The organism is Paenibacillus sp. GCM10012306 (assembly GCF_042649265.1).
Lineage (GTDB): Bacteria > Bacillota > Bacilli > Paenibacillales > Paenibacillaceae > Paenibacillus_AQ.
Genome location: NZ_JBHRYW010000008.1, coordinates 53720 through 67129, shown reverse-complemented (window position 1 = coordinate 67129; position 13410 = coordinate 53720). Strand labels below are relative to the sequence as shown.

The following is a 13410-nucleotide window of genomic DNA, read 5'->3' as shown; positions in this document are numbered from 1 at the left end:
GAAACCGCTGAATCGTATTCTGATCTGCGTTTTGATACATTGCTAACGTTATTTCCTGAAGTTGATTTATGGGCTCCTGTTTTAACTCTGGCTTGCAGGCAACGGTTGTCTTGCATAACGATTGACTGGAACTGAGAGCCCGAGATGTCCCCGCAAGGTAGTGCTATCATATTCCGTTCGGTAGATACCCCGTTCCTGAAGAATAGGCACGACCAGTTCGACAAAGTCAGCCAGGCTGTCCGGCAGTGCAGGTGGAACGAAGATAAACCCGTCGGCGGCGCCATTTTCGAACCAATACGTCAGCGTATCCGCCACTTGCTCCGGTGTACCACGCAGGGATTCATCCGATGACACATTGCTGATTTTGGAGTAAAGCTCGCCGATGGTCAGGTCCTCTTCACGAATGATTTTCTGAATTCGATCAAAATCACTCTGGATGCTGTTCACTTCCTTCCAAGCCACTTGCGATGCAGGGGTGTCCAGACTGTAGGCAGTCAGATCGACATTCCCCACATAGCCGGACAAGAAACGTAGCGCCTGCTCCTGGATAACCGTGGAGTCCAACAGCGCCGCTTTCTCCGCTGCCTCAGCTTCCGTTCGCCCGATAATCGGCGAGATGCCCTGTAGAATAAGCAGTTCATCCTCGCTCCGCCCATACTTGGACATCCGACCTTTCAATTCTTTGTAAAAGTCTTTGGCTTCCTCGAACGATTTTTTGTGACTAAACACCACTTCAGCCGTTCTCGCAGCCAGTTCTTGCCCCGGGTTGGAGGAGCCTGCCTGGAACAGCACAGGATGACCCTGCGGTGTACGTCCGATATTGAGCGGCCCCCTTACCTGAAAGAATTCACCTTCATAATTGAGCAGATGCACCTTATCCGGATTATAAAACTCGCCAGTCTCCTTGTTACGGATAAAGGCGTCCTCTTCCCATGAATCCCATAACCCCTTCACTACATCAATGAATTCCTCTGCAACCTTGTAGCGGTCATCATGAAGGAGATGCTCCTTGCGGCTGAAGTTAAGCGCAGTAAGCCCTGTCGCATCAGCAGTGGTCACCACATTCCATCCGGCTCTTCCTCCACTAATAATATCGACCGAGGCGAACTGCCGGGCCAAATTATAGGGCTGGTTGTAAGTGGTAGAAGCAGTGGCTACAACCCCGATATGGCTAGTGGCGCCTGCAATAGCAGTAATCAGTATAGTAGGGTCGAATCTATTCAAGATTTGTGAATGTGAATTCTCATCAACAGCCAGACTGTCAGCGATAAAGGCAGCATCAAACAAGCCTCTTTCCGCTTCCTGGGCGATTTTTTTATAAAAGCCAACATCAATACTGGCATCCGCTTGCGCTTGCGGCAGTCGCCACGAACCAATATGCATCCCGGTTCCGACAATATATAAGCCAATTTTTATTTGTCTCTTGGCAGACATAGATTTCATCCTTTCCGTAATAGACCTGAATGATTGCAGATAGAAAAAATATCGTTAAACATAGTTAATAAATTGGTATACTCAGTTTTAAAATTTTAATTTATGATACATTAGATTGCAGAGGAAATCAATTCCTCAATTGAGCAACTAAGGATTGACATTCGAGACAAAGCTGTTATGATTTTAATAATTCTCATGTGTTTACTAGGAATTAATCACTATTATTTTTCATTCAATTTTAGGAGGGTCTTTACAGATGAGTAAGAAATTAAAATGGGGTCGGCTTTTATTAACAGTATCTACGGTATTGGCAGTTACGCTAGTATCGGCGTGCAGTAATAAGGGGACAGGCTCTGGCAGTGAAGTTTCATTGAAAGTAGGAACGACAGATATTCAAACTGATTTGTGGAATTTCGTGCGAGATGAAGCCAAAGGCGAAGGATTAAAGATTGAGGTCGTCACTCTATCTGGTCAGGTAGATATAAACCAATCTCTCGCCGACGGTGACCTTGAGGCCAACGCTTTCCAGCATGTTGCTTATCTAACAAGCTGGAACGGTATTCACAATGCCTCTCTAGTGGCTGCGGATACGACGATTATTGCCCCGCTCGGTATCTACTCCAAGAAGATCAAGAATCTGGATGAGATTAAAGACGGCGCCAAGATTGCGATCCCGAACGATCAGTCCAATCTGGTCCGGGCCCTGAAGCTGCTCGAATCAGCCAAACTCATTAAGCTGCCTGAGAACTTTGACCTTGCTAAGGGCGGAGTAGATCAGATTGCAGACAACCCTCACAAGTTGGATATTATTACAGCGCAAAGCGGGATGCTCCCAAGAGTGCTGGATGACGTAGACGCAGCCATTATTAATAATGGTGTGGCTCTGCAGGCGGGGTACAAGCTGGACACCTCCCTATTCCATGAGAATGAGCAGGAGAGCGCCTATGTTAACGTAGTAGCAACGAAGGAAGACATTTTAAAAGACAAGGCGGAAGCCTTCAAGAAGCTGAACACCGTGCTCCACTCTGACAAGGTCAAAGAGTATATTCAGAAACGATACGAAGGAAACTTCATCCCGGTTACTCGCACCATCGACGATGTTGTAGAATCGTTCAATAAAGAAAACGGAACGAAATAGCATAACGTAAAAAGGATCGAACATCTGATTTTCCAGATGCTTTGATCCTTTTTCTTTTGTCCGCAGGTTGTTATTTCTATACCAAATGTTCTTCCAACAAAGATACAAACAATTCCATCGCCGGGCTCAGCCATTTGTTCTTATGATGGGAGCAGATCGCTGTGATACGTTCAGCTTCAAGCTCTGTCGTCAGTTCAATAAGAGATTGATTCCTTAGCTCCTCTTCCACTGTAAAGCGAGGCAAATAGGCCACTCCTAAATTACTGCTTACACAGCGCTTCGTCGCTTCAATGCTCCCGACCTCAATGATGTTGTCCATTACAATGTTCTTGTCTTTAATATACTGATCGAATTTTTGCTGAAAAATACTGCCCGGATCATTAACAATCATGCTGACCGCTTTAGCCTGATCCTTCGCTGTAAAGTTATGCTGATCTTCGACCAGAAGCGGTGAAGCGATCAACACCAGGTCATGTGCAGACAAAGATCTATTCATTACAGAGCTGGAACGTCCCCCTACATCATAATGTATCCCCAGATCGGCTCCCCCGCTAATGATTTTGTCTTTAATTACATAGCAGTTCAGGGCTTGCAGAGATAGTTTTACACGTGGAGCCTGCTCTTTAAAAGCTTTTAGTAGAGGCTGTAATTTATAGATTAATAGAGATTCTGGAATAGCGACATTTAGGTCGCCACTAATTTCAAGCGCGCTTTTACCATAGTTACTAATCTGCTCAGTAGACTTAATGATATTATCAATCAGCGGCAAAATCTCTTTTCCGGCTTGTGTCAACACCATTTTCCGGCCAATCTTTTCAAAAATCTTGACGCTTAGTTCCTGTTCCAGCTGCTGCATCTGAAAGGTAATTGTGGACTGTGTATAGTTTAGCTGCCGGGCTGCATTTTGAAAGCTTCCGGCTTCGAGAATGGTTTTTACTGTGTACAAATATTTCAATTCCATGGTAATATCCTTCTTTCAGTTCGATAGAATCGAATTTAATTATTCAATGTTTCAATTATATTAAAATATCGATTTATGCTATCGTAACGTAAAAGGAGGTGCTTTTCAATTGAATGTTGCGCTATGGATCTCTTTTTTCACATATGCAATAACAACAGCCCTTTCGCCAGGGCCAAACAACATTCTCGCATTAAATGAAGTCAGTACTTATGGGTTGAAGAAAAGCAGACCGCTGCTGTACGGAATCTATGCTGGCTTCCTGGCTGTGATGATTCTTTGCGGTTTCTTCAGCGTAATCCTGGGAAGATATCTGCCCGGCATCCTGATCTATTTAAAATATGTCGGCTGTATTTATATCTTGTACCTTGCCTACCGTACGATTACAAGTAAACCAGCGAAGAATGAAGATCAGAAGTCTGGCTCTTCATCATTTTGGCGCGGCTTCATTTTGCAATTCGTGAATGTGAAAATCATATTATGGGGCCTCACCGTCTTCATTGCGTACATCCTGCCTTATTACTCCTCATACCCTGCCATTGCCGGTTTTATCCTCTTGTCAGCTGCAATCGGTAACGGGGCAACTCATATATGGGTTATGGCTGGCGTGCTGCTTCATAATGTCATCAACAACTACTGGCGAGTGGTCAATGTGATAATGGCGTTATTGCTAGTTTATAGTGCTATTAATCTACTACTAGATTGAGAAGGAGTTCGAGATAACGATGTCGTATGAGAAAATTGTTGCATATTTTGAAGAACAGGAAATGACCGGTCGAATCAAACATTTTGACAGCTCCTGTGCAACGGTTGAGGAAGCGGCGAATACCATTGGTGTTGTGCCTGCCCGAATTGCCAAGACACTGAGTCTCAGAAAAGATGAGGATTGCATGCTGATCGTAATGGCCGGTGACGTGGGTATCGATAATAAGAAGTTCCGTCATTACTTTGGTATGAAAGCTAGGATGCTGACGGCATCCGAAGTGGAGGAACAGCTGGATCAGCAAGTCGGCGGCGTCTGTCCCTTCGCTGTCGCGGATCACATTCCTGTGTATATCGATGTCTCGGTTAAACGTTTTGATACGCTGTTCCCGGCTTGCGGCAGTCCCACCAGTGTAGTTGAGCTGACGCCTGATGAACTTTTCACCCATGGGCATGCTACGGAGTGGGTGGATATTGCAAAATTACCTGTGGAACAATAAAATTAAGTATCGTTAATTAACAAAAGCCCCCATCCCACTTTAGCGTGGGTTTGGAGGCTTTTGTTGATATTGTTACCGATAATACCTTAAATCGAATTACCGTACAACCGTTCTGCTCATCAGCAGCATTGCTTTCTGATATTACTTCTTCATAATCGTAAACCAATTCACATTTAAGCCGCCTAAGGTTGGAAAAGCTAACGCAATTTGCTGTTCTGTAGAAGTAAATACGACATCATGGGAGATCGTGGTCCAGTTCTGCCATCCTCCCGTTGCTGGAACAGTGATGGTACCGAATACAGCACCGCCGCCAGCCCGTTCGAATTGAATTTGACTGCCATTGGGGCTAGCTACCCGATAGCTGATTGTGTAAGTTCCGGGAGACAGCGGGGTTGGAGTTGAATAAGTCATCCAGTCACCAGGGTCAATCCAGCCCACATTTTGCCCTCCCCCAACGTCTGTTGTATCTTGCTTCTGCACGCCATAACTTTCGATATAATCCTCTGCCTCAATTTTTATAGTCGGTGATTTCTCTTCGATTTTGATCCAGTTCAGATTAAATCCGCCGGCGGGAAAGGATAATCTTAATTGCTGCTCGCCAGCAGAAAGGCTAATATCACTGGAAGCAGTAGTAGTCCATGTCTGCCAGCCACCTGTAGAAGGAACTTGGGTGGAACTAAGCACCTGACCTGTATTGCCTTTCTCGGCCCGGATGGTTCCGCCGCCACTTGGACTTGCTACCCTGTAACTTATCTTATACGTACCGGAAGAAGCGACATTGATGTTATACGTCAGCCAATCGCCCGGGTCGATCCAGCCCACATTTTGGCCGCCGCCTGTATCGGTAGTGCTCTGGGTTTGGATTCCAGACATGCTGGCATAATTCTCAGCTTTTATCGTCCCAGGCACACTAACGGAAGTACTAGGCTGCTGACCGCCGCCCATCCACAGGAGCGCATTCGTAATCAACTTGTTCTGCGTCTCATCTGAAAATGTAAACGATTTCGTAGTATTAGTAGCGTAATCCATCAGATTATGGCCCATATTGAGATACATCATCTTATAATTTTTATTGGACCAAACTACAGGATAATAGCCGCTGTACCACGATTGGTTGGGATCTGTGCCCAGAGGAAAGCTCACCGGATCAATGGAATACAGGATATCAATATTGGGTTTGGTCCGCAAATCCACCGACCAGCTATACCATTCGTTGGCAGGGGTTTTGTAGGTTGCTGGCATATTACTGGTAGCAGGGTGGGTGCTGTTTTCAAGCTTTAAAGTAGCTGGCGTTGGGAACCACGTATTTGATTTAAAAGCTCCCGATCCCAAAAATTCGTTATAGTACCAGTTCCATGACGATGGGTTCGTGGTGAAAGCGCTGACATGAAATCCCAGCCATCCTCCGCCATTTTTCATATATTGCTCGAATGCAGGTCTCTGGGCAGCGGGAGGTGCATCATCTAGGAAAATAACAACCTTGTACTGGGAAAGATTCGAAGTATTAAGTTTACTCCAATCGTTTGTTGATTCGTACGAAAAATTATACTTACTGGCCAGCTCGGGAAATCTCTGGTTTGCTTCTTTTACAAAGCTGATATGGGCCGCATCCCAAGTTCCATTGTAGAAAGCGATGACTTTAAATTGCGGACTGGCTTCTGCAGCCTTGGCACCATAACTGAAAAAAGAGCTTATGAATATGAAACTCATACAGACCGCAAAAAACCTGATAAAAAACGTATTCTTTTTAGTTCTTATGGACATTTTCCCTTCCTCCATTTCATTTTTTGAAGTTCTCTTTGGAGTGATTACACAGGGTGTCCACTACATAATTAGTGGTCTTAATTTTTATGCATTATTAAATTTATATATGATACGAAAATTCACACGGAGTTCCTAACGTGAACGAATCTTCCCTGGAGAAGCGCCATAGCTCATTTTGAACAAATGGTAGAAATGACTGAGATTATCAAACCCGGCTTCATAGGACACTTCAAGGATCGTTAACGTTGTGGTCAGCAATAGATTCTTGGCATATCCAAGCCGCAGTTGATTAATGTAAGCCGTCGGGGTGGTGTGAAGATATTGTTTGAATACGCGATTCATATGACCGACACTGTGATCAGAGAGATCATACAAGCGCTCCAGACCGGCTGTGAAATTCTCTTTCTTTTGCATATCCAGAAGCAGATCGTTCAACCACCCTGGCATAACTTTCTTGTTCTCATCCTGTTCATTGAAAAAGTAATAGGTCAACGCATCCGTCAGAAAGCTTCTCGCCATAATTCTGGCCTTCTGCTTGTCTATACTTGTGTATAGATGGATCAGCTTGCCCTTCTGGACAAGGCTCTCTCTATTGAAGGATGGCAGAAGAACATGGGGCGGCATCCTCATACTTTTTAATTTTTGCGCAAAGATCAGATTCTCAAAATACTGAAAAGCATCCTCCACCACTTCTTTGTAAAAGTTAACGTTAATAAATTGACAATCTGTCTCATCGTAAAAGTCATACCAATGCGTATCCTCTGGCCGGATAAACACCATCGAGTTCTTGTCCAAAATCTGTGCCTCACCATTAATGTGATGGATGCAAGACCCCTCAGTGATAATAAAAATCTCATAATAGTCATGATAATGCAGCGGGGTAGTGTGCTTAATCGAATGCTCAATATGAAAAGTAGACTGTACCTGGGGATCGATCAACGTTTCAGCCTTCAAAAGAGTAGCTTCTGCCACTTCTTCTCACCTCTCCTCATCCTAAACTCATGTTCATATAGTACAAAAAAAAGATAAAACAACACAAGACTGTCATGCCATTCAGCTGATACGATAAATCCATCATACAGATATAGTACAATAAACTACTTCAAAAAGCAGGTGGAACGTAAATGCAAAAGTTAACACTTAGCGGTGTATGGCAGATGAAAAGAAGCGATGAGTCCGAATGGATCAAAGGTACGGTACCAGGTTCGGTTTATCAAGACTTGCTGCAGGCTGGTAAAATGGAAGACCCGTTCTTCAGGGACAACGAATATGAAGCGCTTGAGTTATCCAAGTTTGATTATGAATATACAAGAACTTTTTCAGTAGACAAGGAATTGCTTGACCATGATGTGGTCGTACTACGCTGCGAGGGCCTCGATACACTTTGCGATCTGTCTATTAATGGAACCTCTGTTTTGAAAGCGGATAACATGCACAGAACCTACGAGGTTGATGTTAAGAATGTGCTGGTTCCCGGGAACAATGTGATCCATGTTTATATTAAATCGGCAACCCTATATGCACTGGAAAAAGAACAGGAACAGCACCTGTCCAGCTGCGCCGATGCCGTACCAGGTATCTCCCATATCCGCAAGGCACACAGTATGTTCGGCTGGGATTGGGGTCCGCAGATTCCCGATTCGGGCATCTGGAGAGAAATCTCTGTCTGCGGCTACGACCATGGCCGTGTCAACGATGTATATGTCACTCAGACCCATACTGACAACAAGGTCCATCTGGACATCAAGGTAGATCTTCAGCATTGGTCGGAAGCCGAATTGAACCTGCGGGCCGTTCTGGAATCCCCGGATGGCAAAGTGTACGAACAGACGTCAATCGTCAGCCTTTCTCAGACCTCAATGGAACTGGTAATTACCGACCCACAGATCTGGTGGCCGAACAATTACGGCAGTCAACCTCTGTATACCTTAAAGGTGGAACTGTCTAGTGGGGCTAAGGTCATAGATGACAAGACACTTGCCATCGGACTCCGGACACTGACCGTCAAGCAGGTTAAAGATACCTGGGGCGAGTCCTTCGAGTTTGAAGTGAATGGCCGCAGCATCTTTGCCATGGGCGCAAACTATATCCCGGAAGATAACGTCTTTGGGCGGATTAACTTTGAACGTACCGAGAAATTGATCAAGAGCTGTGTGGCAGCCAACTACAACTGTATCCGGGTCTGGGGTGGCGGCTATTATGCCGATGATTACTTCTATGATCTGTGTGATCAATACGGATTGATTGTATGGCAGGATCATATGTATGCGTGCGGCAATTACGATTTTACCGACGAGTTCAAAGACAGCATCACACTGGAAACGATCGATAATATGAAAAGAATCCGTCACCACGCCTCCCTCGGTCTGTGGAGCGGCAACAATGAGCTGGAGTATGCCTGGGCTTATTGGGGCTGGGGAGAACGGTACGGCGAAAAGCTGAAACAAGACTATCTCAAACAATTCGAAGAATACTTGCCGGAGCTGTCCAAGTCACTAGATCCCAATACGTTCTACTGGCGCTCCTCTCCTTCTTCCACTGGTAACTTCGACGACCCGAACAATGAGAACATTGGGGACATGCACTATTGGGATGTATGGCACGGACGTAAGCCAATCACGGAATTCAGAACGCTGTTCCCGCGCTTTATGTCAGAGTTCGGATTACAGTCGTTCCCGTCGCTTAGAACCGTGGAGTCATTTACACTCCCAGAAGACCGGAATATCTTCTCTTATGTTATGGAGTCCCATCAGAAGAACGGCACTGGCAATGAGAAGATTCTGTACTATATCAGTGAATACTTTAAGTACCCTAAAGACTTCGATAACCTGCTGTATGTTTCCCAGCTTATTCAGGCGGAAGGCATGCGTAATGGGATTGAGCACTGGAGAAGAAACCGCGGAAGATGCATGGGCGCGATCTACTGGCAGCTGAATGATATCTGGCCAGTCGCATCCTGGTCCAGCTTGGACTATTTCGGTAGATGGAAAGCGGGACATTATGCTGCCAAAAGATTCTTCGCACCGGTTCTGGCCTCTGCCTGTGAAGAAGGAACTACTGTCTCGTTGCATGTCACTAACGAAACCTTGAACGAAACTACTGGACACCTAAGCTGGCGCCTCCTGAACACTCGCTCCGAACTCATCCAGAGTGGTGAGCTGCCGGTATCCGTAGCTGCCCTTTCCACGCAGGAGATTACCAGCCTGGATTTCGGTTCTGTATTGGACACCAAGCAGAAGCTGAGAGAAAGCTATCTGGAATTCAACTATCACGTCGACGGCCAATCGGTAAGCAGCGGCAGCGTGCTGTTCGTAAAATCCAAGCATTTTAATTATCTGGACCCACTCATCAGCACTTCTGTCTTGGAGACGATAGATCAGTTTATCGTTGAAGTTAAGAGCGAGTCGCTCGCCAAATTTATCGAACTCAGCTTAAGTGATGCGGATTCTCTTTGGAGCGATAACATCTTTGACCTATCCACTACTGCTACCAAAACCGTCACTGTGCAGAAAGACACCCTGTCGGAGCCATTGACACTAGAAGCCTTTAAAGAGCAGCTTACTGTTCGTAGTTTGTTTGATACATTTGAATAAAAATTATAAGAGGGTCGTAAACCGCTGTAAAAGCAGGTTTACGACCCTCTTGTTATAGTATACTTCGGCCCTTTCCCGTGCAGTTTTTGTGCCTTTCAACCTCATATGCTATACTTTTCTCAGTATTTGCGACAGGGGGTTGTATAGACATGGCAACGCAGAATTGCTCATTAGCTAGGGTGTCCTCATGCAAAGCCTAATACTAGGGCGATACTTTGTGTGAGGTGCGATAGAACAGATTTCTTCGCCCAAGCTTAACATTATCGTTTCTAATAATGGGCTTTGCACCTTATAATTTTCCATTAAAAATAAGGGGCTGAAAAGCTATGAATACACCATTCATTAGAAACCACCAATATAACGTTATCAAGAAACAAAGTGAATTCCTTCAAAACACTCTGCGAACCGTCGCAGACCGTAGAGTCTTGGAGACCGTAAGATTTCGTGCCGCAACGATCGTTACTGAAGCCTTTCCTTCTCTTACACAGGAGCAGCAGCAGATGCTGGAACAAATCTCGACCTTGGAGTCGGGCTATGATTTCCAGAGATATGTTAGCGCATTAGAGCCTTACCTTGAGTCATATCCGACGATTACGCTAAAACAAATTCAGAAGCTGTTCCCTAAGACGAAGAAGCTGAAAGCACCGGACCTGTCATCCATCGATTTTCGATTTGTGACGTATCTGAGCTGGATCGATATTGCTGCGAATAAATTATTCATTGTATATCCATTCGAAGGGCAGTTCATTGGGATTGAGGGAAGAATTACGCCGACACACAAGAGCGGATATTGTCTGTTCTGCAATCGGCATCAAGAGCTTGCTTTCTTCTCGGTCAAGACCAAGCCTGCGGGTGCTTCGCCGGATAATTATTCTGCGGTTGGTCAATACGTATGTATGGACAATCATAAATGTAATGGGATCATTACCGATACAGAATCACTGGAGAAGTTCATTCTCTCAGTTCGCAAATAGCGCTTGATTGTAGAAAAGGTTGCTCGCAAGAGCAACCTTTTTTTATACGCTTAATAAGATACGCTCTTTAACGGTTAGCATGGATAACTGTGCCACGGTATATGAACTTAGAATATATTTATACTCATTTGGATTACAGTTCAAGGATCTCTTCAGCACAAGCTATGAGTAATACTCTATATTTTCAAAAATATAAAAAAGCTCGTAAATCGCTACAAGAGCAACTTACGAGCTTCTTCTCTAACTATGATGCGGTCGAGAGGACTCGAACCTCCACAGTATTGCTACCACACGGACCTGAACCGTGCGCGTCTGCCAATTCCGCCACGACCGCATATTATGATACGGCGACCACAACCGCCTGTACATAAGACTATACGCCTTTTTCGGATAAAATGCAAGTCTTTTTTCGAAAATCTTCTACTCTTGCCACGAGCTAATCAGAAAACAGGTCATCCCCCCGTGTTGAACCAAAGGAATGACCACAATCTCCTGCCAGAAACGATATGACAGCTGCTTTAATTGGTTATTTGGAGCCGCTGGTTAAACAACGCGATGACTTCGTCTATTTCTTCTGCCGTAGTATATCGGCCCAGACTGAAGCGGATCGCCCCTAAGCCCTCATACTCAGTGATGCCCATTGCACTTAATACCGGGGATAAGGTGGTGTTCCCTGAATGGCAAGCCGACCCGGTTGATGCCGCAATTTCAGGGAATTTCTTCAGGATCTCAGTGCCGTTCATCCCCAAGAAGCTAACATTCAAAGTATTCGGTAAACCCTGATTGATATCACCATTGAACCGTATGCTATTACCAAAGCTGGATCGTAGACCTTCCTTCAACCTATCCTTCAGGTCACGGATCGTATGGCTCTTCGCATACTCCGCAGCCAGTTCGGATGCTTTGCCTAGACCGGCTATATAAGGAACGTTTTCAGTTCCAGCTCGCTGACCCGCTTCATGACCTGCACCTTGAATAAAGGATGAAATAGGTGTCCCTTCACGGACATATAGGGCACCAATCCCTTTAGGCGCATATAGCTTATGTCCAGCAATCGATAATAAATCAACACCTAACTGATCGACATCGATGGGTATTTTACCAAAGGATTGTGCGGCATCTGTGTGAAAAAGAACTCCGTGAGTCTTAGCAATTGCCGATATTTCCGCAATGGGTTGAATCGTTCCGACCTCACTATTGGCGTGCATCACAGAAATAAGTATCGTTTCCTTACGAATCGCACGCGCAATCTCATCAGGAGATACACGCCCCTCGGCATCCACCTTCACATAAGTCACCTCTGCTCCGAGTGTCTCAAGAAAGGCGCATGGATTCAAGATCGCTGGATGTTCAATGGCTGTTGTAATGATATGATTGCCGCGCTGACGTAACGCAAAGTACACCCCTTTCAGGGCATGATTATTAGCTTCCGTCCCGCCGCTTGTAAAAATCACTTCGTTGGATATTGCCCCGATAGCCGCAGCAACCCTGCCTCTGGCTACCTCAATGGTATCTTTAAGCGATGCGGAAGCCCAATGCGTTGAAGAAGGATTCCCGTAGTGCTGTTGCAAATACGGCAGCAGTTCCTGCAAGACTTCCGCAGCAATGGGGGTACTGGCGTTATAATCCAGGTATATTGGATTTACTGGCTTTGTTGCCATTCGTATACCCCTTCCTCCAAGCGGAACGCTGTAAATCCTTCGCGCTGCATTTTTTCCACAGCCTGAGTTGAAAAAATGCAATAGGGACCTCGGCAATATGCCGCAATCTCAGTATCCTTGGGAAGCCCTTGAAGATAAGTATCCAGTTCCTCCATCGGTACGGAAATCGCCCCAGGAATATGACCTGCTTCAAACTCTTCTGCCGGACGAACATCGAGTAGAATAATGCTCCCGTTTTCGACCTTGTTTAATGCCTCTTCCAGTGAAACGGTCTGCAAATCCTCATAGTTGTTCATAAAATTCATTTTAATCCGCGTAATTTCTGCAAGCTGACTTTCAGATAAACGCCATAAAGAATTTAAAAAGTCTAAAATTTCAGGGTTAGCCAATGTATAGATGACAAACGTCCCCTGCTTAGTATATTTCACCAATCTGGCATCTAATAAAACTTGAAGATGGCGCGAAACATTCGCTACGCTCATCTCTGTTCCTTTAGCCAGCTTCTCTACCGACTTGGGACCCTGAGATAATAAATGCAGCAGTTCCAGGCGTTTATCACTAGACAGGCATTTCCCGATACGAGCGAACTGTCCATATAACTCATCCTTAAACTCTCTTACCGACGGCTCTTGAGTCATCTCGCCCACCCCTATCATATTCAATAAATTATTTGAATTATAATAATG

General features: G+C 45.1%; 11 protein-coding genes and 1 tRNA gene. 5 read left to right on the top strand and 7 right to left on the bottom strand.

Features of this window, described 5'->3' with window-relative positions; genetic code table 11:
• Positions 1–81: 81 nt before the first annotated feature.
• Entirely contained in the window at positions 82–1434 is a 1353-nt protein-coding gene (locus tag ACFORK_RS17910) for an LLM class flavin-dependent oxidoreductase (RefSeq protein WP_379201384.1), read from the bottom strand.
• Positions 1435–1690: 256 nt separating this feature from the next.
• Here ACFORK_RS17910 and ACFORK_RS17905 point away from each other — a divergent pair, with 256 nt between their 5' ends.
• The gene (locus tag ACFORK_RS17905; RefSeq protein ID WP_379201382.1) at positions 1691–2572 is read left to right on the top strand and encodes a MetQ/NlpA family ABC transporter substrate-binding protein; all 882 of its coding nucleotides are present in this window, start codon (positions 1691–1693) and stop codon (positions 2570–2572) included.
• 76 nt (positions 2573–2648) lie between these two features.
• Here the strand turns inward: ACFORK_RS17905 and ACFORK_RS17900 are convergent, their stop codons facing one another.
• Positions 2649–3533, bottom strand: a complete 885-nt coding sequence (locus tag ACFORK_RS17900) for a LysR family transcriptional regulator (protein WP_379201380.1) — start codon at positions 3531–3533, stop codon at positions 2649–2651.
• A gap of 109 nt (positions 3534–3642) precedes the next feature.
• Between ACFORK_RS17900 and ACFORK_RS17895 the strand changes: the two genes are divergently transcribed.
• Both ACFORK_RS17895 and ACFORK_RS17890 read left to right on the top strand, forming a co-directional pair.
• Entirely contained in the window at positions 3643–4236 is a 594-nt protein-coding gene (locus ACFORK_RS17895) for a LysE family transporter (RefSeq protein WP_379201378.1), read from the top strand.
• A gap of 19 nt (positions 4237–4255) precedes the next feature.
• Positions 4256–4732, top strand: coding sequence for a YbaK/EbsC family protein (locus ACFORK_RS17890; protein WP_379201376.1), 477 nt, complete (start codon positions 4256–4258; stop codon positions 4730–4732).
• A gap of 141 nt (positions 4733–4873) precedes the next feature.
• Here the strand turns inward: ACFORK_RS17890 and ACFORK_RS17885 are convergent, their stop codons facing one another.
• The gene (locus ACFORK_RS17885) at positions 4874–6442 is read right to left on the bottom strand and encodes a carbohydrate-binding protein (RefSeq protein ID WP_379201374.1); all 1569 of its coding nucleotides are present in this window, start codon (positions 6440–6442) and stop codon (positions 4874–4876) included.
• Positions 6443–6628: 186 nt separating this feature from the next.
• Entirely contained in the window at positions 6629–7468 is an 840-nt protein-coding gene (locus tag ACFORK_RS17880) for a helix-turn-helix domain-containing protein (RefSeq protein ID WP_379201372.1), read from the bottom strand.
• A gap of 152 nt (positions 7469–7620) precedes the next feature.
• Here ACFORK_RS17880 and ACFORK_RS17875 point away from each other — a divergent pair, with 152 nt between their 5' ends.
• Positions 7621–10089 (top strand): beta-mannosidase, encoded by a 2469-nt coding sequence (locus ACFORK_RS17875; protein WP_379201370.1) that lies wholly within the window; start codon positions 7621–7623, stop codon positions 10087–10089.
• A gap of 326 nt (positions 10090–10415) precedes the next feature.
• On the top strand, positions 10416–11063 hold the full coding sequence (locus ACFORK_RS17870) for a FusB/FusC family EF-G-binding protein (RefSeq protein WP_379201368.1): 648 nt from the start codon (positions 10416–10418) through the stop codon (positions 11061–11063).
• Positions 11064–11313: 250 nt separating this feature from the next.
• Here ACFORK_RS17870 and ACFORK_RS17865 read toward each other — a convergent pair.
• The 3 genes from ACFORK_RS17865 to ACFORK_RS17855 form a co-directional block, all read right to left on the bottom strand.
• A tRNA-Leu gene (locus tag ACFORK_RS17865) sits at positions 11314–11397 on the bottom strand.
• A 184-nt stretch (positions 11398–11581) separates the two neighbouring features.
• The gene (locus ACFORK_RS17860; RefSeq protein ID WP_379201366.1) at positions 11582–12724 is read right to left on the bottom strand and encodes a cysteine desulfurase family protein; all 1143 of its coding nucleotides are present in this window, start codon (positions 12722–12724) and stop codon (positions 11582–11584) included.
• The gene (locus ACFORK_RS17855; RefSeq protein ID WP_379201878.1) at positions 12706–13380 is read right to left on the bottom strand and encodes a metalloregulator ArsR/SmtB family transcription factor; all 675 of its coding nucleotides are present in this window, start codon (positions 13378–13380) and stop codon (positions 12706–12708) included. The genes ACFORK_RS17860 and ACFORK_RS17855 overlap by 19 nt, the downstream gene beginning before the upstream one ends.
• Between the last annotated feature and the right edge of the window lie 30 nt (positions 13381–13410).